Genomic DNA, 18,751 nt, shown 5'->3' with positions numbered 1-18,751 from the left:
ACGAGCCTCCCGGGCGCGGGTCGGTCCCGTCCCCGTCCGGAAGGCCGCCGATGACCTCGTCCTCGCCCACCCCGATATCCGTACCGACCCCCCGCTCCCCGGAGACCGTCTCCCCCGTCCTCGTCGAGGTCGTGCGCTCCGGTTTCGTCGAGGGCCGGCACCGCGGCTCGCTGGTGGTGCTGGCGGCGGACGGCAGCGTCGAGACGGCGCTGGGCGATGTGGCCGCACCGGTCTTCCCGCGTTCCACGAACAAGCCGATGCAGGCCGCGGCCGTACTGCGGGCGGGCCTTGAGCTGTCCGGCGAGCGGCTGGCGCTGGCCGCCGCGAGCCACTCCGGCGAAGCCTTCCACCTCGATCTCGTCCGGACCATGCTGGCCGAGCACGGACTGACCGCCGACCAGCTCCAGACGCCGCCCGACCTGCCGCTGGACCCGGAGGAGGCGGAGTCCTACCTCGCCGCGGGCCAGGTCCGCGACCGGCTGACCATGAACTGCTCGGGCAAGCACACCGCGATGCTCGCCGCCTCGGCGGCCAACGGCTGGCCGCTGGCGTCGTACCTGGACCCGGCGCATCCGCTGCAGCAGCTGGTGGCCGAGGCCGTGCACGGTGCGAGCGGCGAGGACGTCACGCACGTCGGTACGGACGGCTGTGGCGCCCCGCTGCTCTCCCTCTCCCTGACGGGCCTGGCCCGGGCCTTCCGGCACTTCGTCCTGGCGGACCCGGGCACGCCGGAGCGGCAGGTGGCGGACGCGATGCGCGCCCACCCGGAGTACGTCGCCGGCACCCGCCGCCCCGACACCTGGCTGATGCAGGAGCTGCCCGGCACCCTGTCGAAGATGGGCGCCGAGGCGGTCCAGGCGGTGGCCCTGCCGGACGGCCGGGCGCTCGCCTTCAAGATCGACGACGGTGCCGGCCGCGCCCTCGGCCCGGTCCTCGCCCGTACCCTCCGCCTGATGGGCGTCGACGCACCGGTGCTGTCCCGTCTGGCGGAGGTCCCGCTGCTGGGTGGCGGGGCCCGGGTGGGCGAGATCCGCGCGGCGTTCTGAGGCGGCGTTCTGACGCGGCGTTCTGACGCGGCGGGCCGGCGCCGACTGCCCTGAGGTGGCGCCGGCGCCGGGTGCGCTGGCGCTGCCGGACGGGCGGTGGCCTGCATAAAGTGGCGATGACAGTGCAGGAACAGGTCCGGGAACAGGTCCGGGAACAGGTCCGGGAACAGGTTCAGGAACAGGTGCAGGGACAAGTGCAGGGCCAGGTGCAAGGACAAGTGCACGCGGGTGCCGCGCAGGTATCGCACGTTCATCCCGCACTGATCAGGCACGTACCACCCACGACAGCAGGAGGCCGGCGACCATGAGCGACGCGAATTCCCAGCCGCAGGGGCCCGAGTCGATCGAGCATGCACATGACCCCGAGGTACTGCAGCTCGCGTCCAAGGTGTTCGATCTGGCGCGGCACGGAGACACCGACACCGTCGCCGCGTACGTGGACGCCGGCGTGCCCGCCAACCTGACGAACGACAAAGGCGACTCGCTCGTGATGCTGGCGGCGTACCACGGCCACCCGGCCACGGTGGAGGCGCTGCTGCAGCGCGACGCCGATCCCAACCGCCCCAACGACCGCGGCCAGACGCCGCTGGCCGGTGCGGTGTTCAAGGGCGACGACGAGGTCGTCAAGGTGCTGATGGCACACGGGGCCGACCCGTCGGCGGGCGCACCGTCGGCGATCGAGACGGCGCAGATGTTCCAGAAGACGGAGCTGCTGAAGCTGTTCGGGGCGGAGTGATGGGGATGGAGTGACGGGGGGAGTGACGGGGGAGTGACCGGGGTGGGGCGTGAGCGGGGAGGGAGGGAGTGAGCGAGGTGGAGTGACTGCCGCGGGGCGATCGGCGGGGAGCGATCGGCGTGAAGTGGTCTCGGCCCGGATGCCGTTGCGGTGCCCGGGCGGCCTCCACGGCAGCGGGCAGTGGTCTGCGGGACGGCGATCCGGCGACGCTTGACCTCAACTTTGCTTGAGGTCCTAGCGTCGGGTCCTGACGACGAATCCCGCCGTCCACCGACCCGGCCACCCCGCCACGGAGGACCCGCATGTCCGAGCACACCTACCGCCTCGCAGTGATCGTCGCCAGCACCCGGGAGGGCCGGTTCGCGCCCGTCGTCACGAACTGGTTCACCCGGCAGGCGGAGACCCACGCCCATGTCGACCTCGACGTGATCGATCTGGCCGAGGTCCGCCCGTACGAGCTGCGCCACGGCAGCGAGGAGTACGAGTCCTTCGCCAAGCGCGTGGAGCAGGCGGACGCGTTCGTGGTGATCACCCCGGAGTACAACCACTCCTTCCCGGCCCCGCTCAAGCACGCCATCGACCTGCTGTTCCCGCAGTGGCAGGCCAAGCCGGTCGGCTTCGTCTCGTACGGCGGGATCTCCGGCGGTCTCCGCGCCGTCGAGCAACTGCGCCTGGTCTTCGCCGAGTTGCACGCGACGACCGTGCGCGAAACGGTGAGCTTCGCGCTGGCCGGCAACCTCTTCGACAACGAGGGCCGGCTGCACGACCCGGCCCCCGCCGAAAAGGCCGCCGCCGCCCTGCTCCGCCAGCTGGAGTGGTGGGCCCTGGCCCTCCGCGAGGCCCGCACGACGCGCCCTTACGGGGGCTAGGAACGCCGGACGAGGCCACGCCCCCGAGGGAGACGTCACCACTCGGGGCCTCCCCCGGGCCGTCCGGGCTATCCGGACTATCCGGGCTATCCGGGCTATCCGGTCTCGGGCTATCTGGGCCATCCGGGCTGTCTGGGCTCCGCTTCAACGTATGGGCCCCTGAGAGAATCCTGATCGAGATTCATCGATCACCCATCGACCACCCCGGCCTGGATACTTGCTCCCATCAGAGAACGTCCGCGGCGCGCGCCGCGTCAGGGGGCTGCAGGATGAACGCACGCAACAAGCCGTACGAATGCGGGCTGGATGCCGCGGTGGACGTCATCGGCGGCAAATGGAAGGTACTGCTGCTGTGGGCGCTGGCCGAGCGCCCACAGCGGTTCGGCGAACTGCGCCGGAGCCTGCCGAAGATCACCGAGAAGGTCCTGACCCAGCAGCTGCGCGAGCTGGAGGCCGACGGCATCGTGCACCGCGAGACCTTCGCCCAGGTGCCCCCGAGGGTCGAATACTCCCTCACCGAGGCCGGTCGCTCCCTCAACGAGGCACTGGCCCCGCTCGGCGCCTGGGGCACCACCCATATGCCCCACCTGGCGGCCACCTACAGCCAACGGCACCCGGCGTAGGGCGCGTTGGGGCCGCCCTGGCCGCTCCACCCCACCAGCGCGATCCGCACCCCGTTCGTCACTCCGCCCCCGAGTTCGTCACTCCGCCCCCCACGGCGCGATCCGTACCGCCTTCGCCACTCCGCCCCCCCACAGCGCGATCCGCATCGCCTTCGCCACTCCGCATCACCGGGCGGATCCGCGTCCCGCGCCTGTCACTCCGCGCCACCGAAGCAATCCACACCCCCGAGCCGGTCCCTCCGCACCGCCGTGGCGATATGCACCCGCATCGCGCACGGAATCCGTCCGTCCGGCAGGGCCAGGGCCGCCGCCTCCCGCTCGAAGCGGGCACGGAGTTCCGCGGTGACCACGGGGTCGAGCGGCCCCAGCTCGTAGAAGCCGCCCACCGTGGCCCAGACGCGCTCCAGCGGCCCGGTCAGATCGATCCGTACGGTCTCCCAGCGCACGGGCCCGAATCCGGCCGGCCCGAACACCGCGTCGAATCCCTCGCGGCTCCGCAGCCGCCGGTCACCGAACGAGGGAATCCGCTCGTCGGCGGGGGCGGCCGCGAGCAGCGGCCGGGCCACTCGCAGGAACGCCGCATACGCCTCGCCCCCGGCCGCACCACCGCCCAAGGCGACCGCCAGCGTGCCGCCGGGCGCCAGCACCCGTGCCACCTCGGCCGCGACCTGCTCGGCGTCACCCATCAGCATCAGCGCCATATGGGACACACAGCCGTCGAATCGACCGGTCTCGTAAGGAAGTTGCTGGGCGCGTCCGGCCCTCAGATCGGCTCGATCGACACCGGGGCGGCGGCGGGCCAGCGCCAACTCCTCTACGGACAGGTCGAGTCCGGCCAGTGCACGGTCGGCGCGTCGCCCGCGCTCGGCGAGCAGTGCGAGCAACAGCCCGTCACCGCAACCGAGATCCAGCACCCGTTCGCAGGCCGCCACCCGGTCCCGGAGGATCTCGTAGCTCGACCGCCCGTCCTCGGCCCGGCCGTGCGCCATCGCCCGTACGGTCACCGCGGGGTGCGCCGCGTGAAACCCCTGCAAGAACGCTTCCTGCTCCCGAACCGTCGACATCCACCGATCGTAGACACGCCTCCGGAGGTACGGGTGGGGGCGGATACAGGGCCCGAGCGCCCAAGCCGAAGCCCGGCCCCGCCCGGCCGCCTGAACCACACCGCCGACCCGACAGCAGCAGGTCTCGCCCCGACAACCACCCGGGCAGGTCTCGGCTCCGGCAACTACCCGGGCAGGCCTCGCCCCGGCAACCACCCGGGCAGGCCTCAGCCCCGGTTGGACCGGAGCAGCCCCGTGCTAGCCCCCTGCGGCCCCTCCCGGCCGCCGGCGAGCCCCTCCCGACCACCAACTGGCCCCCTGCCCGCTGCTGGACCCCCTGGCCACCGGCTCACCCCTCCCGCCCGCCGTCGAGGCTCTCCCCTCCACCACTGGGCCCCTCCTGACCGCTGGCCCCCTCCCGACGACTGGCCCCCTCCCGACCACTGGGCCCCTCCCGACCGCTGGCCCCCTCCCGACCACTGGGCCCCTCCTGCAACGACCAGCCGTTGCCGTCGGGGTCGGTGAAGTAGACGAACGAATTCCACACCCCGCCGGGCCCGTCGGCCAGCGCCCCGTCCTCCACATGCAACACGGGGCTCGCCGCCACGCCCCGTTCAACCAACTGGGCCCGGGCCGCGGCAATATCGGAGACCACCAACTGGAGCCCCTGCACGGAACCGGGCGGTACCTCGGCGACCCCTCCCCCTGCCCCGATGACGATCGAGCACTCCGACCCGGGCGGGGTCAGCTGCACGATGCGCGCCCGGTCGCCGACCGAGACATCGTGGTCGACGGCAAAGCCCAGCTGCTCGCTGTAGAAGCGCTTGGCCCGCTCCACATCGGCCACCGGCACCGGTACCAATTCGAGCTTCCAGTCCATGGCACGCCGCCCTTCCGGCACCACGACGCACGAGCAAGCACCCGCCACACGCAGCACCCACGACCACCCGCACCAAGCGCCCCGGCAACAGAGCACCCTGCGACAGAGCACTCTGCGGCAGAGCACTGCGCAACCGAGAACTCCGCGAGCGAGAACACCGCGACACAGAACTCAGGAGTCCGCCACGGGATCTGCTGCGAGAAGTCCGTTGCAAGAAGTGTAGGGAGCGGACGGCGGACCTGCGCGGCGCGCGCCAAGACAGACGACCGTTGACGGAGTGAGTGCTCACTCCGTACCGTCGAAGGCATGACCCCCCAACCTGCACGCCGGCGCGCACCCGGCATGAGTGTGGAACAGCGCCGGGCCATGATCGTGGCCGCCGCGCTGCCGTTGGTGGCGGAGTACGGTGCGGCCGTCACCACCAGCCAGATCGCCCGCGCCGCGGGCATCGGAGAGGCCACGATCTTCCGGGCCTTCAAGGACAAGGACGAGGTGCTGGACGCCTGCGTCCGCGAGGCGGTCAGCACGGACCACGTCCTGCGCGAACTGGCCTCGGTCTCCCTGGACGAACCGCTCGCCGCCCGGCTGACGGAAGCGGCCGAGGCGCTGCGCGCCCATATGGAGCGGATCGGTACCGTCGTCGGCGCCCTGCACGCCTCCGGCCACCCCCGCAGCCGCGGCCGCGAGCCCGGCGCCGTTGCGCCGGAGACGGGGGCCAGGACGGACGGCCCGTCGGAGGACCCCCGGGCCCGCTCCGCCGCCGCACTCCGTCAGGCCGTCACCGAACTGATCGAACCGGATCGGGATGCCTTCCGCCTGGCCCCCGAGAAGGTCGCCGGTGCCTTCCTGGGCCTGCTCTTCACCCGCCTCCCCACCCCCGTCTCAGAGGCCGACACGCCCCTCACCAGTGAGGAACTCATCGCCGTCCTCCTCCACGGCACCCTCACCCACCCGGGCCACGACACATAACCCCGCCGGGCCCGACCCGGCGCCACCCCACCCGGCCCCGCACACGACGCCCCCCCAGATCGCCGACGACGCACCGTCACGCCCCGGCCACCACGACGGACCGCCAGCCCGGGCTACGTCGCGTGCCCGCGCCGCGACCCCAACGAACGCCCCCGCGCAGCAGCGACGAACGACCGGGCCCCGCAACGACGAACGGCCACTTCCGGCAGCGACGAGCCACCGCGCCCGCCGGCCCCCGACCACCAGGAGCCCCCTATGCCCGTCACCCTCAACCACACCATCGTCCCGGCCGCCGACCACCGGACGGCCGCTCGCTTCTTTGCGCAGGTCATGGGGCTGGAGGAGCTCCCGCTGGCCGGTCGGCTGGGGCACTTTGCGCCGGTTCGGGTCAACGAGACGCTCACCCTCGACTTCATGACCGTGCCGGACGCCGAGGGCCATCATCTGGCCTTCGACGTGGACCCCGAGACGTTCGACGGGATCCTCTCCCGCATCGAGGCGGCCGGCATCCCTTACGGCAACGACCCCGCCACCCCGGACAATGGCCGCACCGACCACCCCCTGTGCCCCCGCGGCCTGTTCTTCGCCGACGACTCCGGCAACCTCTACGAGGTGATGTCGCCCGCGTAATCGGCCTGCGAAGCCACCCGGCCCGGCCCGGCCAACCCACCCTGGCCAACCCACCCAACGGGCCCACCCACCCAACGGGCCAACTTGCCCAACCGGGCCAACTTGCCCAACCGGGCCAGCTTGCCCAACCGGGCCACGAGGACCGGCCTGCCGGGGTGGCCCGCCCCGGAAGGCCAGTCAGCCGTTGGCCGGTCAGCTGTTGATCAGTCAGCTGTTGACCAGTCAGCCGTTGACGAAGCCCATGCTCACCTCGTCGTACCGGGTCCCGGCCACCCGGCCGGCCGGGGCCGCGGCGTCGATGGCGGCAAGGTCCTCGGTGGACAGCTCGATGGCGAGTGCCGCGACGTTCTCCTCCAGGTACTTCTGCCGACGGGTACCGGGAATCGGCACCACGTCGTCCCCGCGGTGCTGCACCCAGGCCAGCGCGAGCTGCCCGGCAGTGACTCCCTTCTGTGCGGCGAGTTCGTTCAGCTTCTCGACGATGGCCAGGTTCTGCTCCAGGTTGCCGTCGGCGAACCGCGGCTGGGTCCGGCGCACATCCGTCTCCGCCAGCCCCTCGACGCTCGTGTAGCGGCCGGTCAGGAAGCCGCGCCCCAGCGGCGAGAAGGGCACCAGCCCGATCCCGAGCTCCCGGCAGACCGGCGCGACCTCCTGCTCCAGATCCCGGGTCCACAGCGACCACTCACTCTGCAGCGCGGCGATCGGGTGCACCGCATGTGCCCGTCGCAGCGTTGCCGCGCTCGCCTCGGACAGTCCCAGATGACGCACCTTGCCGGCCGCGACCAGCTCGGCCATCGCCCCGACGGTCTCCTCGATCGGCACCTCGGGGTCGACCCGGTGCTGGTAGTAGAGGTCGATGTGGTCGACCCCGAGCCGGCGCAGCGACGCGTCACATGCCTGCCGTACGTACGCCGCGTCGCCCCGGATCGCGGTCGGCTCGCCCAGCCGGTTGGCGAATCCGAACTTCGTCGCCAGCACGACCTCGTCCCGCCGCCCGGCGATGGCCCGGCCGATCAGCTCCTCGTTGTGCCCCGCGCCGTAGAAGTCGGAGGTGTCCAGGAACGTGACGCCGAGGTCGAGCGCCCGGTTGATGGTGGCGATCGACTGCGCGTCGTCCGACTCCCCGTAACCGTGGCTCATCCCCATACACCCGAGTCCCTGCGCGGATACCTCCAGCTCACCGAGCCGGCGCGTGGGAATGGTCGTCGTGGTCATAGTGCTGCTACCTCCTGGACGGGCTGGTCAAGCGATCAATCCCGCCCTGGACGGTAGGAGTTGGAGTGCGCTCCAAGTCAACTCGCAGATGTGCTGACCAGTCCTGACCTCAGCCCGTCAGCCTTCACGCGCAAGCCTTGGTCCGTCAGTTCCCGCGCGTCAGCCGGCGCCCTCGGCTATGGCGCGCAGGGCCTGGCAGTGTGCGGCGAATGCGGCGCGGCCGTCGGGCGTCAGGGCGAGCCAGGTGCGTGGGCGCTTGCCGACGTAGCCCTTGGTGACGGCGACATAGCCGGCCTTCTCCAGGGTGGAGACCTGGCGCGACAGCATCGAGTCGCTCACCTCGACCGTATCGCGGACGAAGGCGAACTCGGCCTTGTCGGCGGCCGCCAGGGTCGCCACGATGGAGAAGCGAACGGGCGCGTGGATGACCTCGTCCAGACCGTGCCTCGGGTGAGCCCCCTGGGGCAACTGCCGCGAGACGCTCACCGGCGGGCCTCCGCGTATCCGCCTATCAGCCCCGGAAGGGCCACCAGGACTGCTCCCGCGACCCACCACGCCGTGACGCCCTGGAACCAGATGAGGCCCGGCGCCAGCACTGCGGCGTAGAGCAGTGCCCAGGCAGTGATCAGGCCGGCGTGCCAGCGGCCGAAGCCGCGCCGGGCGACCCGCTGCCGGGCCGCGTACACCGAAAGCCCACCCACGGTGGCGCACCAGAAGACGCTGCCGACCGCCGTTCCGTAGGGCTGCCCCAGCAAGCCGAGGGCAAGCACCATCATCCCGGCCCCACAGCCGTAGATCACCTGGTAGCGGACGTACCACTTCGTGCTGGCCCGGACCGTACTGCTCAACTCCTGTGCGCGGGCCAGCGCGGCCGTCGCGGCCTCGGCTGCGTGTACCTGCTCCGGCATATTCGTCATGCCAGTCCCCCCTGACGTTTCCGACGTTGCGGCGTTCCCTTGATTCGCCGTCGATCAGCCGTTGCAGCCGTTGCTTCGTCGCTGGTTCCCCTCGCTGGTTCGCCCCCCCGCGACGGTCGCTTCGGCTGCGTGTTTTCAGAGTGCCAAGGACTTTCCGATCTGACAAGTACTTTCCTGAAAGTCAGTTCGGATGGGTGACATCCACTCACACGCCGTCAGGTACTCTGTGCCGTCCCAGCCGTGGAGCAACCCAGGAGGTGAGACCGATACCCCGCCAGTCCAGGCAGGCGCGCCCGTCTCCCGTCCCCGTGGTCCACCGCCTCAGGTGACCTACCGGCACAGGTGAGCCAGGCCCGCCCTCGGCGCCCCGAAAGGCTCACCACTCATGCCGTCACAGCACTTGTCACGCCCTTCCCGCCTCTCCGGCCCCGCAGGTTCTTCGCGTCCCTCAGGTCCTTCACACCCGTTGTCAGCACCCTCATCGCGCCCTGACACCACATCCCAGGGCATGTGCCACGGCCCGGCGCCGGACGTCGTCGCCAGATTGCGGGCCGCCGGCTGCGTCTTCGCCGAGGACGAGGCGGCGCTGCTGCTCGCCACCGCCCGCACCTCCGACGAGCTCGCCGCCATGGTGGAACGCCGCACCCTCGGCCATCCCCTGGAACACGTCCTGGGCTGGGCGGAGTTCTCCGGACTGCGGATCGCCGTCGACCCAGGTGTCTTCGTACCGCGCCGCCGCACGGAGTTCCTCGTGGAACAGGCGCTCGGCCTGCCGCGCCGGTCCGTCGGCCCGGAGCCCGGGGCGCGCCGGCGGCCCACCGTGGTCGTCGATCTGTGCTGCGGCTCCGGAGCAGTGGGCGCCGCACTGGCCGCCGGTCTGGGCCCGGTCGAGCTGTACGCGGCCGATATCGAGCCCGCGGCGGTGCGCTGCGCCCGCCGTAATGTCGGGCCCGTCGGGGGCCAGGTCTACGAGGGCGACCTCTTCGACCCGCTGCCACCCGGACTCCGTGGTCGCGTCGACGTCCTGGTGGCCAACGTGCCCTACGTACCGTCCGAAGAGGTCGGGCTGCTGCCGGCCGAGGCCCGCGAGTACGAGCCGCTGGTGGCGCTCGACGGCGGGGCGGACGGGCTCGACGTACTGCGCCGGGTGACCGGGGCGGCGCCGCAGTGGCTGGCGCCCGGTGGGCATCTGCTGGTCGAGACGAGTGAACGGCAGGCGGCCCGGGCCGTCGAGGCGTTCACCGGTGCGGGGCTGCTCCCGCGGATCGTCCGCTCGGAGGAACTGTACGCCACGGTGATCGTGGGGACGCGGACGGGCTAGCGGGCCGGCGGGCTGCGTGGGGGGGGCGGCAGCGCAGGCGGCGCGGTGGCGGTGGCGGTGGCGGTGGCGGTGGCGGTGGCGTCCTACGGAACCGGTGACGGGACTCCGGCGGGAAACCGTCGGGGCAACCGGCGGGCGCTCCGAGGGGACACCCGGCGGGAACTTTGAGGGAACCCCGGTGGGTGCTCTGATGGGCAACCGGTGCGCAACCAGTGGGAAATGCGGTGGGGAGTCGGTTCGGTGGCGTCCTATCGTGACGCCATGTCTCCTTCGATGGCTTCGATGAGCTATGACCGCCACTGTTCCGAAATCATCGCCCAGACCGCCCTGTTGACGTCCCACGTCAAGGGAGCCGCGCTGTCCACCCCCGTTCCCGCCTGCCCCGGATGGAACCTCGGTCAGCTGCTGCGCCATCTCGGCGAAGCGCATCGCTGGGTGGAGACGATCGTACGGACCCGGGCCACCGGGCCGGTCTCCGAGGAGCGGCTCAACAACGTCTCCGACGCGACGGACCAGGACCCGGCCGAACTCGCCGGGTGGCTCACGGAGGGCGCCGGGCACCTGGCGGACGCATTGCGGACGGCGGGCCCGGAGGCCGCGGTGTGGACCGTGGCCCCCGGTGGCACGCCGGTGTTCTGGGCCCGCCGGATGACCCACGAAACGGTGGTCCACCGCGCGGACGCGGCCTTCGCCGTCGGGGCGGACTTCACCGTGGACGACGAGGTCGCCCTCGACGCCCTGGACGAGTGGATGAGCTTCGGCCACCTGCCGCCCGTATTCGAGACAAGGCCGGACCTGCCCGCCCTCCTGGCCGGCGGCCGGGCCCTGTGCCTCCGGGCCACCGACACCGCCCCCGAAGCCGGCGCGGAATGGCTGGTCCGTCTGGACGGCGACACGCTCGTCTCGCGCCGCGGCGGGGGCCCGGCCACCGTGACCGCCCAGGGCCCCCTGTCCGACCTCCTGCTGTTCGTCTACGGCCGGCGGTTCGCCCCCGGCGGCCCCCACGCCCCAGGCGGCCCCGGCGGCTCCGGCGGCGGCGTCGAGGTCCTCGGCGACCAGGCGCTGCTTGACGCCTGGCTCGACGCCACCAGTTTCTGGCTCAAGGAGTGAGCCCGCCCCGGCCCGCCCGGGACGCCTACCGGACCCCGGTCGCCGCGCTGCCCGCCGTCTCAGGTCACTGGTCCGGCACCGCCTCGCCCACCGCCTCCGCTTCGATGACGGAGGACATGGCGCGGGTCGAGAGGACGCGGTGGAGGCGGAAGCCGGAGCGGGTGAGGAGGTCCTCGAACTCGGCGGCGGTGCGTTCCCGGCCGCGGACGACCATGAGCATGACGATGTCGAGGGCGAGGGCCGGGTGCGGGGAGCCGTCGGCGGGCAGGACCGCGTCGATGACCAGCAGCCGCGTGCCGGGCGTGACGGCGTGGCGGACAGTGCGCAGGATGCGCAGGCAGTCCTCGTCGGACCAGTCGTGCAGGATGTTCTTGAGCAGGTAGAGGTCCCCGCCCTTCGGTACGGCCGTGAAGAAGTCGCCGCCCTCCGTGCGCCAGCGGCCGGCGAGTTCTTCGGTGTCGAGCAGGTGGCCGGCGACGGTCTCGGGCCGGTCGAAGAGGACGCCGTGCAGGCCCGGGGAGCGGGTCAGGGCCTCACGGAGCAGGCCGCCCCGGCCGCCGCCGACGTCCACGACCGTGCCGCTGTCGGGGAAGGGGCAGGCGACGGCGATGTCGTCGTTCGCCTGGCCGGTGCGCGAGGTCATCGCGGCGTCGAAGAGACGGCTCTTGTCGGGCGTGGCGGACAGGTGGCTGAAGAAGGGGAGGCCGTAGGCGGTCTCGAAGCCGGGCTCCCCGGTCCGCAGGGTGCCGGGGAGGTTCTCGGCGGACCGGCGGAACATCTCGTCGGTGAACAGCAGGGCGGTGGCGCGCTGGGAGCCGGGCACGTCGGCGCGCAGGCCCGTCCCGCTCTCCGTCAGGGCGAACGCCCCGTTCTCCTCCCGGAACAGCCCTCTGGTGGCGAGCATCCGCAGGATCCGGCGCAGGGGTACGGCCCGGGTGCCGGAGCGTTCGGCCAGGTCCTCGGCGGTGCGCGGGCCGTCGGCCAGGAGGTCCGCGATGCCGTGCACGAGGACGGCGCGCACGGCGTCGGCGTATATGTGCCCGTACATCAGGTCCTGCAGCGGCGAGAAGCGGGGACCGACGGCGGGGGCGTCCGGACGGGTGTCAGGGGTGGTGGCCAAGGGTTCACTCCTGTCGTGGTGACGTGTCGGCACATCTCTATTGTCGAGAATTTGCCCTGGTCACGGGCGGTTTCGGGAGACTTGGCACACCGCGTGCGACCGCCGGAGGGCTATGGACGAAACCCCGACGGCCTCTCCGTCCCCTCCCCCGGGCGGGGGCCCGCCCGGTACCCCTCCGGACCCCCGCCCGGACCGTCCTACGGGCGTGCCGCGGTGGTTTCCGGCCACCCGCGGCCCCGCGGCCCCGGGGCCCCGTCTTTCCTGGCACGCCCCGGTGGCTCCCGGCACGCCCCGCCGACCGCGCAGGGGCGCCCCGCTCAGCCCCCCACGTACTCCGCCAGATGCTCCCCCGTCAGCGTGGCGCGGCCGGCGACCAACTCGGCCGGCGTGCCCTCGAAGACGATGCGGCCGCCGTCGTGGCCGGCGCCGGGGCCGAGGTCGACGATCCAGTCGGCGTGCGCCATGACCGCCTGGTGGTGCTCGACGACGATGACCGACTTGCCGGAGTCGACGAGCCGGTCGAGCAGGCCGAGGAGCTGCTCGACGTCGGCCAGGTGGAGGCCGGCGGTCGGCTCGTCGAGGACGTAGACGCCGCCCTTCTCGGCCATGTGCGTGGCCAGCTTGAGCCGCTGCCGTTCGCCTCCGGAGAGGGTGGTGAGCGGCTGGCCGAGGGTGAGGTAGCCGAGTCCGACGTCGGAGAGCCGCTGCAGGATCCGGTGCGCGGCCGGGGTGCGGGCCTCGCCCTCGGCGAAGAACTCCATGGCCTCGTCCACCGGCATCGCGAGCACCTCGCTGATGTCGCGGCCGCCGAGGTGGTACTCCAGCACCGACGCCTCGAACCGCTTGCCCTCGCAGTCCTCACACGTGGTGGCCACGCCGGCCATCATCGCCAGGTCGGTGTAGAGGACGCCGGCGCCGTTGCACGTAGGGCAGGCACCCTCCGAATTGGCGCTGAACAGGGCCGGCTTGACGCCGTTGGCCTTGGCGAACGCCTTGCGGATCGGGTCGAGCAGTCCGGTGTACGTCGCCGGGTTGCTGCGCCGGGAGCCGCGGATCGGTGCCTGGTCCACCGAGACCACCCCCTCCGCGGCCGGAATCGAGCCGTGCACCAGGGAGCTCTTGCCGGAGCCCGCGACGCCGGTGATCACGCAGAGCACCCCGAGCGGGATGTCGACGTCGACGTCCTGCAGGTTGTGGACCGACGCGCCCCGGATCTCCAGCACCCCGTTCGGTTCGCGCACCGACTCCTTCAGAGCGGCCCGGTCGCCGAAGTGCCGGCCGGTGAGGGTGCCGCCGGTCCGCAGCCCTTCGACGGTGCCCTCGAAGCAGACGGTGCCGCCCGCCGTACCGGCGCCGGGGCCGAGGTCGACGACGTGGTCGGCGATCGCGATGACCTCCGGCTTGTGCTCCACGACGAGCACCGTGTTGCCCTTGTCGCGCAGCCGCAGCAGCAGACCGTTCATCCGCTGGATGTCGTGCGGGTGCAGGCCCGCGGTCGGCTCGTCGAAGACGTACGTGACGTCGGTGAGCGAGGAGCCGAGGTGGCGGATCATCTTGACGCGCTGCGCCTCACCGCCGGAGAGCGTGCCGGCGGGCCGGTCCAGGGCGAGGTAGCCGAGGCCGATCTCGACGAATGAGTCGAGGGTCTGCTGCAACGCGGTCAGCAGCGGCGCCACCGAGGGCTCCCGGAGTCCGCGCACCCAGTCGGCCAGGTCCCTGATCTCCATCGCGCAGGCGTCCGCGATCGAGATCTTCTTGATCTTCGAGGTGCGGGCGTGCTCGGCGAGCCGGGTGCCGTCGCACTCGGGGCAGGTGGTGAAGGTGACCGCACGCTCCACGAACGCCCGGACGTGCGGCTGCATCGCCTCCTTGTCCTTGGACAGCATCGACTTCTGGATGCGCGGGATCAGGCCCTCGTAGGTCATGTTGATGCCCGCGATCTTCATCCGGGTCGGCTCGCGGTGCAGGAGGTCGTGCAGTTCCTTCTTCGTGAACGTGCGGATCGGCTTGTCCGGGTCGAAGAAGCCGGACTCCGCGTACAGCCGGGAGTTCCAGCCGCCGCCGGTGTAGCCGGGGATGGTGAACGCGCCCTCGTTGATCGACTTGCCGTCGTCGTAGAGCTGGGTGAGGTCGAGGTCGGAGACCGCCCCGCGGCCCTCGCAGCGCGGGCACATGCCGCCGACCCTGTTGAAGGTGACCTTCTCCGCCTTCTTGCCGCCGCGTTCCACCTTGATCGCGCCGGACGCCGAGACCGAGGGCACATTGAAGGCGAACGCCCCGGGCGGGCCGACATAGGGCCTGCCGAGCCGGCTGAAGAGGATCCGCAGCATCGCGTTGGCGTCGGTGGCGGTGCCGACCGTGGAGCGCGGGTTGGCGCCCATCCGCTGCTGGTCGACGCTGATCGCGGTGGTCAGACCGTCCAGGACGTCGACCTCGGGCCGGGCGAGGTTCGGCATGAAGCCCTGGACGAAGGCGCTGTAGGTCTCGTTGATCAGGCGCTGCGACTCCGCGGCGATGGTGTCGAACACCAGCGAGCTCTTGCCCGAGCCGGAGACGCCGGTGAACACCGTCAGCCGGCGCTTGGGGATCTCGATGCTGACGTCCTTGAGGTTGTTCACCCGCGCGCCGTGCACGCGGATCCACTCATGGCGGTCGGCAACGTGCGGCGCCGGCGACTGCGGGTCCGTCCTCGGGGCCATGCTCATCGGTGTCTCCATCTGCTGGAACTGCGGAAACGGCTGGATCTGCTGGACCCGCCGGGCTCGTGGCTCGCTCGGCCGGCCGGCCGCCGTGCAGCTCACGCTACGGGCGGGCGGCAGGCCACGCTTCTTCTTTCCTGACCGGTTCCGTGGGCCTTCGGCCCGGAGGTGCGAGGCCATGCCCCTGCAGGCCTCTGTCTCAAAGGTCGGGGATCCCGACGAGGCCGCGGCACGGTGGGCACCGTTGCCGAAGATGGGTGCGGGGAAGCCGGTGCACCGGCCCCGTGCGGACCGGTGGCGCGTGCACCAGCCCCGTGCGGACCGGTGGCGTGTGCACCGGCCCCGTGCGGACCGGTGGCGGGTGCACCAGCCCCGGGCCACTTTTGCTAGCGCTTGCTTGCAATAGTTAGCACGGCGAGGCACCATCGACGTATGGCATCACTCAACGTCGGCAATCTCGGCGAGTTCCTGCGGGAGCAGCGGCGCACCGCGCAGCTGAGCCTGCGGCAGCTCGCGGATGCCGCCGGGGTGTCCAATCCGTACCTCAGCCAGATCGAGCGCGGACTGCGCAAGCCGAGCGCGGAGATCCTCCAGCAGCTGGCCAAGGCACTGCGGATATCCGCCGAGACGCTCTACGTCCAGGCCGGAATCCTGGATGAGCGGCGCGGACTGGACGGGGTCGAGGTGCAGACCGCGATCCTCACCGACCCGGCGCTGAACGAGAGGCAGAAGCAGGTCCTGCTGCAGATCTACGAGTCCTTCCGCAAGGAGAACGGACTGGTCAGCCGCGAGGACCGGGCAGCGGGCGGCCATGAGGACGGACGCGAAGCGGACTCCCATGAGACCGAGGCCGACGACGGCCCGCACGCCACCTGAGCAACCGATTCGTTCCAGGAGGAACCACGTCATGGCCATCAACACCGATGAGCTCCGCAAAGTCCTGACCGACACGACCCCGCTCTACGCCGTGGCCGGCACCATCGATCTGGCCGCCGAGAAGCTCGGCGAGGTGCCGCAGCTGGTGGAGCGGATCCGGGCCGAGGCGCCCAAGCGCTTCGAGTCCGTCCGCAGCACCGACCCCAAGGAGGTCCAGGCGCTGGTCACCAAGCAGGCCAAGGACGCCCAGGAGAAGCTGGCCGACCTGCTGGAGTCGCTCGACGGCGACTTCAAGAAGTTCCGCGACCAGGCGCAGGAGCTGGCGCTGCAGGGCGTGGGCCGGGTCGCCGAGACCGCGGTGCGGGCCCGGGAGGGCTACGAGGAGCTGGCCGAGCGCGGCCGGGGCGCGGTGGCGACCTGGCGCGGTGAGATGGCCGAGCGCACCGAGGACGTCGCGGTGGCGATCGAGCCGGACTCGGTCCCCAAGTCCGCTGCCAGGAGCAGCACCGCGAAGACCGGTACGGCCAACGGCTCCAAGACGGAGAGCAAGGCCCGCCCCTCGGCCAAGGCCACCACCTCGGCCCAGAGCAAGTCGGCCGCGGCGAAGAAGCCGGTCGCACAGCGCAAGCCGGCACCGGCACCGGCACCGGCGAAGAAGAGCACCCCGCCGTCCGCGAAGTGAGCGTACGGCCGCGCACCGCGCGCTGAGGCGCGGATCACGGCCGGGGCCGGGCACACACTGGCGTGCCCGGCCCGTTGTGCGGGTACGGTGGGGCCGCACGGGCGGCAGTCAGCGGCCCCCCGGCCCCGGCGGGCCGGCAGCCGGACCACACGGCACCAGACCACACAGCAGGCGAACGGGCGGAGGACGGCGTGCTGATCTACGGGTTCCAGTCGATTCTGAGCTGGGCGCAGCTCGCCCTGGGCATTTATGCCGCCGTGATGCTGATCGACGCCGCGGTGCGCCGCGAGGACGCCTACCGCGCGGCGAGCAAGCAGACCAAGGGTATGTGGCTGATCTTCCTCGCCCTCGCCACGGCGCTGCTGTTCATCCTGCCGGTGATGTCGTTCCTGCCGATCATCGGCGTGATCGCGGTGATCGTCTACACCGTCGACGTCCGGCCGGCACTGCGGGCGGTCTCCGGCGGCGGGCGCGGGCCGCGGCGCGGCGGCTCCAGCTCCGACGGGCCCTACGGGCCGTTCAACGGCGGGCGCTGAGCCCGCCCCCGGCCGCGTCCCGCCCCGCTCAACGGCCGACGCCCCGGTTCAGCCGATCACCGGCGGTCCAGCAGCAGCACGGCCACGTCGTCCGTGAGCTCGCCGCCGTTGAGGTCGCGTACCTCCCGGACGGCCGCGTCCAGCAGGGCGTCGCCCTGCAGCCCGGACTCCATCTGCCGGCCGACGAGCTCCGCCATGCCCTCCTGGCCGAGCCGCTGGTTGCCCTCACCGATCCGGCCCTCGATCAGGCCGTCGGTGTACATCATCAGGCTCCAGGAGCCGCCCAGCTCGACCTGGCGGCGCGGCCAGCGGGCCTCCGGCAGCAGGCCGAGCGCCGGGCCGCCGCATTCGTACGGCAGCAACTGCGGGCGTTCGCCGGCCCTGGCCAGCAGCGGTGCGGGGTGGCCGGCCAGGCACAGCCCGGCGCGGCGGCCGTCCGCGGAGATGTCGACGGTGCACAGCGTCGCGAAGATCTCGTCGTCCGCGCGCTCGTGTTCCAGCACCTTCTGGAGGGTGGCGAGCAGCTCGTCGCCGCAGAGCCCGGCGAAGGTCAGCGCGCGCCAGGCGATCCGCAGCTCGACGCCGAGGGCGGCCTCGTCCGGGCCGTGGCCGCAGACGTCACCGATCATGGCGTGCACGGTGCCGTCGGCGGTGCGGACGGTGTCGTAGAAGTCGCCGCCGAGCAGGGCGCGGCTGCGGCCGGGGCGGTAGCAGGCGGCGAACCGCAGGTCGGAGCCGTCCAGCAGCGGGGTGGGCAGCAGTCCGCGCTCCAGGCGGGCGTTCTCCTGGGCGAGCATCCGCGACTCGGTGAGCTGGCGCTGGGCGAGGTCGGCGCGTTTGCGTTCGACGGCGTAGCGCACGGCGCGGCTGAGGACCGCCCCGTCGAGCTCGTCGCGGAAGAGGTAGTCCTGGGCGCCGACGCGTACGGCGTCGGCGGCGCGCTCGGCGTCCGTCTCGTAGGTGAGGACGAGGACGGCGTGCGAGGGGGCCATCCGCAGGACGTCGCGCAGCATGCCCAGGGCGTCGCCCGCGGGGGTGCCGCCCTCGCCCGCGGTGCGGTCGGCGGGTTCGGCCGGCGGCAGGTCGAGCAGGATGCAGTGCACGTCGTCGGTGAGCAGCCGCTCGGCCTCGGTGAGGTTGCGGGCGGTGCGCAGCCGCACCTTGCGGCCGGCCCAGTCCCACATCTCGGGGACGTGGCTGTTGGGGTCCTCGCCGATGAGGAGCAGGGTCAGGCCCTGCGGAGCGGGGACGTGGTCGGCCGAAAGTCGCTGTTCGATTTCCGGGGCGTCCGGGCCCCGGTGCGTCGCGTCCCCCGCGCCCGGCGCGCCGGCGACCCGGGCGGTCCGCGCGCAGGCGGCGTCCACCGGTCCTGCCTGCTGCGGCAGCACGACCGTCCGCTGGTGCGGTACGGGTACGGGCATCGGTCTGCTTCCTTCCCTCCCCCCGAGGGGCCCATGGGGCGCCGACCGGCGCGCCACG

18 protein-coding genes and 1 pseudogene are annotated in these 18,751 nt (G+C 72.1%); 11 read left to right on the top strand and 8 right to left on the bottom strand.

Annotation, left to right across the window (positions count from 1 at the left end):
- The first annotated feature begins 50 nt into the window (after positions 1 to 50).
- From AB0G35_RS18785 to AB0G35_RS18770, 4 genes are all read left to right on the top strand, one after another.
- Complete coding sequence (locus AB0G35_RS18785) at positions 51 to 1,046, top strand: asparaginase (protein WP_360950104.1); 996 nt, start codon at positions 51 to 53, stop codon at positions 1,044 to 1,046.
- A 304-nt stretch (positions 1,047 to 1,350) separates the two neighbouring features.
- A complete protein-coding gene (locus tag AB0G35_RS18780; RefSeq protein ID WP_360950101.1) occupies positions 1,351 to 1,782 on the top strand; it encodes an ankyrin repeat domain-containing protein in 432 nt (143 codons plus the stop codon).
- Between the two features lie 302 nt (positions 1,783 to 2,084).
- Positions 2,085 to 2,651 carry an NAD(P)H-dependent oxidoreductase gene (locus AB0G35_RS18775; RefSeq protein ID WP_360950098.1) on the top strand — a complete coding sequence of 189 codons (567 nt, stop codon included), beginning with the start codon at positions 2,085 to 2,087 and terminating at the stop codon, positions 2,649 to 2,651.
- Between the two features lie 269 nt (positions 2,652 to 2,920).
- Complete coding sequence (locus AB0G35_RS18770) at positions 2,921 to 3,274, top strand: helix-turn-helix domain-containing protein (protein ID WP_360950095.1); 354 nt, start codon at positions 2,921 to 2,923, stop codon at positions 3,272 to 3,274.
- 194 nt (positions 3,275 to 3,468) lie between these two features.
- On the opposite strand, the gene AB0G35_RS18765 is transcribed toward AB0G35_RS18770, so the two are convergent.
- Positions 3,469 to 4,338, bottom strand: coding sequence for a class I SAM-dependent methyltransferase (locus AB0G35_RS18765; protein WP_360950092.1), 870 nt, complete (start codon positions 4,336 to 4,338; stop codon positions 3,469 to 3,471).
- Between the two features lie 457 nt (positions 4,339 to 4,795).
- Positions 4,796 to 5,197, bottom strand: a pseudogene (locus AB0G35_RS18760) (VOC family protein); the annotation flags it as partial.
- A 366-nt stretch (positions 5,198 to 5,563) separates the two neighbouring features.
- Between AB0G35_RS18760 and AB0G35_RS18755 the strand changes: the two are divergent.
- Complete coding sequence (locus AB0G35_RS18755) at positions 5,564 to 6,166, top strand: TetR/AcrR family transcriptional regulator (protein WP_360950386.1); 603 nt, start codon at positions 5,564 to 5,566, stop codon at positions 6,164 to 6,166.
- 255 nt (positions 6,167 to 6,421) lie between these two features.
- Complete coding sequence (locus tag AB0G35_RS18750) at positions 6,422 to 6,796, top strand: VOC family protein (RefSeq protein ID WP_360950089.1); 375 nt, start codon at positions 6,422 to 6,424, stop codon at positions 6,794 to 6,796.
- A 222-nt stretch (positions 6,797 to 7,018) separates the two neighbouring features.
- On the opposite strand, the gene AB0G35_RS18745 is transcribed toward AB0G35_RS18750, so the two are convergent.
- The 3 genes from AB0G35_RS18745 to AB0G35_RS18735 all read right to left on the bottom strand — a co-directional run bounded on the left by AB0G35_RS18745 (position 7,019) and on the right by AB0G35_RS18735 (position 8,928).
- Positions 7,019 to 8,011, bottom strand: a complete 993-nt coding sequence (locus AB0G35_RS18745) for an aldo/keto reductase (protein ID WP_360950086.1) — start codon at positions 8,009 to 8,011, stop codon at positions 7,019 to 7,021.
- 159 nt (positions 8,012 to 8,170) lie between these two features.
- The gene (locus AB0G35_RS18740) at positions 8,171 to 8,497 is read right to left on the bottom strand and encodes a transcriptional regulator (RefSeq protein ID WP_360950083.1); all 327 of its coding nucleotides are present in this window, start codon (positions 8,495 to 8,497) and stop codon (positions 8,171 to 8,173) included.
- The gene (locus tag AB0G35_RS18735) at positions 8,494 to 8,928 is read right to left on the bottom strand and encodes a hypothetical protein (protein WP_360950080.1); all 435 of its coding nucleotides are present in this window, start codon (positions 8,926 to 8,928) and stop codon (positions 8,494 to 8,496) included. Before AB0G35_RS18735 ends, AB0G35_RS18740 begins: the two co-directional genes overlap by 4 nt.
- Positions 8,929 to 9,436: 508 nt before the next feature.
- Here AB0G35_RS18735 and AB0G35_RS18730 point away from each other — a divergent pair.
- Together AB0G35_RS18730 and AB0G35_RS18725 are read left to right on the top strand one after the other, a co-directional pair.
- A complete protein-coding gene (locus AB0G35_RS18730; RefSeq protein ID WP_360950077.1) occupies positions 9,437 to 10,249 on the top strand; it encodes a putative protein N(5)-glutamine methyltransferase in 813 nt (270 codons plus the stop codon).
- A gap of 261 nt (positions 10,250 to 10,510) precedes the next feature.
- The gene (locus AB0G35_RS18725; RefSeq protein WP_360950074.1) at positions 10,511 to 11,359 is read left to right on the top strand and encodes a maleylpyruvate isomerase family mycothiol-dependent enzyme; all 849 of its coding nucleotides are present in this window, start codon (positions 10,511 to 10,513) and stop codon (positions 11,357 to 11,359) included.
- 64 nt (positions 11,360 to 11,423) lie between these two features.
- Here the strand turns inward: AB0G35_RS18725 and AB0G35_RS18720 are convergent, their stop codons facing one another.
- Together AB0G35_RS18720 and AB0G35_RS18715 are read right to left on the bottom strand one after the other, a co-directional pair.
- The gene (locus tag AB0G35_RS18720) at positions 11,424 to 12,479 is read right to left on the bottom strand and encodes a methyltransferase (RefSeq protein WP_360950071.1); all 1,056 of its coding nucleotides are present in this window, start codon (positions 12,477 to 12,479) and stop codon (positions 11,424 to 11,426) included.
- Positions 12,480 to 12,796: 317 nt separating this feature from the next.
- Positions 12,797 to 15,184, bottom strand: a complete 2,388-nt coding sequence (locus AB0G35_RS18715) for an excinuclease ABC subunit UvrA (protein ID WP_360950068.1) — start codon at positions 15,182 to 15,184, stop codon at positions 12,797 to 12,799.
- A 426-nt stretch (positions 15,185 to 15,610) separates the two neighbouring features.
- On the opposite strand from AB0G35_RS18715, the gene AB0G35_RS18710 reads away from it, so the two are divergent.
- The 3 genes from AB0G35_RS18710 (at position 15,611) to AB0G35_RS18700 (ending at position 17,272) form a co-directional block, all read left to right on the top strand.
- Entirely contained in the window at positions 15,611 to 16,054 is a 444-nt protein-coding gene (locus AB0G35_RS18710) for a helix-turn-helix transcriptional regulator (protein WP_360950065.1), read from the top strand.
- A gap of 31 nt (positions 16,055 to 16,085) precedes the next feature.
- The gene (locus tag AB0G35_RS18705; protein WP_360950062.1) at positions 16,086 to 16,736 is read left to right on the top strand and encodes a hypothetical protein; all 651 of its coding nucleotides are present in this window, start codon (positions 16,086 to 16,088) and stop codon (positions 16,734 to 16,736) included.
- A gap of 191 nt (positions 16,737 to 16,927) precedes the next feature.
- Entirely contained in the window at positions 16,928 to 17,272 is a 345-nt protein-coding gene (locus AB0G35_RS18700) for a DUF2516 family protein (protein WP_360950059.1), read from the top strand.
- 56 nt (positions 17,273 to 17,328) lie between these two features.
- On the opposite strand, the gene AB0G35_RS18695 is transcribed toward AB0G35_RS18700, so the two are convergent.
- Entirely contained in the window at positions 17,329 to 18,693 is a 1,365-nt protein-coding gene (locus tag AB0G35_RS18695; RefSeq protein WP_360950056.1) for a SpoIIE family protein phosphatase, read from the bottom strand.
- Between the last annotated feature and the right edge of the window lie 58 nt (positions 18,694 to 18,751).

This window comes from Streptomyces sp. NPDC021749, from assembly GCF_040640655.1.
GTDB lineage: Bacteria > Actinomycetota > Actinomycetes > Streptomycetales > Streptomycetaceae > Streptomyces.
This window is presented reverse-complemented; position numbering and strand designations above follow the sequence as displayed.

Coding starts and splice junctions, on each gene's coding strand:
- AB0G35_RS18715 (WP_360950068.1), bottom strand. CDS start 15,184: ATGAGCATGGCCCCGAGGACGGACCCGCAGTCGCCGGCGCCGCACGTT.
- AB0G35_RS18785 (WP_360950104.1), top strand. CDS start 51: ATGACCTCGTCCTCGCCCACCCCGATATCCGTACCGACCCCCCGCTCC.
- AB0G35_RS18755 (WP_360950386.1), top strand. CDS start 5,564: ATGATCGTGGCCGCCGCGCTGCCGTTGGTGGCGGAGTACGGTGCGGCC.
- AB0G35_RS18725 (WP_360950074.1), top strand. CDS start 10,511: ATGTCTCCTTCGATGGCTTCGATGAGCTATGACCGCCACTGTTCCGAA.
- AB0G35_RS18730 (WP_360950077.1), top strand. CDS start 9,437: ATGTGCCACGGCCCGGCGCCGGACGTCGTCGCCAGATTGCGGGCCGCC.
- AB0G35_RS18765 (WP_360950092.1), bottom strand. CDS start 4,338: ATGTCGACGGTTCGGGAGCAGGAAGCGTTCTTGCAGGGGTTTCACGCG.
- AB0G35_RS18770 (WP_360950095.1), top strand. CDS start 2,921: ATGAACGCACGCAACAAGCCGTACGAATGCGGGCTGGATGCCGCGGTG.
- AB0G35_RS18780 (WP_360950101.1), top strand. CDS start 1,351: ATGAGCGACGCGAATTCCCAGCCGCAGGGGCCCGAGTCGATCGAGCAT.
- AB0G35_RS18750 (WP_360950089.1), top strand. CDS start 6,422: ATGCCCGTCACCCTCAACCACACCATCGTCCCGGCCGCCGACCACCGG.
- AB0G35_RS18710 (WP_360950065.1), top strand. CDS start 15,611: ATGGCATCACTCAACGTCGGCAATCTCGGCGAGTTCCTGCGGGAGCAG.
- AB0G35_RS18775 (WP_360950098.1), top strand. CDS start 2,085: ATGTCCGAGCACACCTACCGCCTCGCAGTGATCGTCGCCAGCACCCGG.
- AB0G35_RS18745 (WP_360950086.1), bottom strand. CDS start 8,011: ATGACCACGACGACCATTCCCACGCGCCGGCTCGGTGAGCTGGAGGTA.
- AB0G35_RS18705 (WP_360950062.1), top strand. CDS start 16,086: ATGGCCATCAACACCGATGAGCTCCGCAAAGTCCTGACCGACACGACC.
- AB0G35_RS18695 (WP_360950056.1), bottom strand. CDS start 18,693: ATGCCCGTACCCGTACCGCACCAGCGGACGGTCGTGCTGCCGCAGCAG.
- AB0G35_RS18735 (WP_360950080.1), bottom strand. CDS start 8,928: ATGACGAATATGCCGGAGCAGGTACACGCAGCCGAGGCCGCGACGGCC.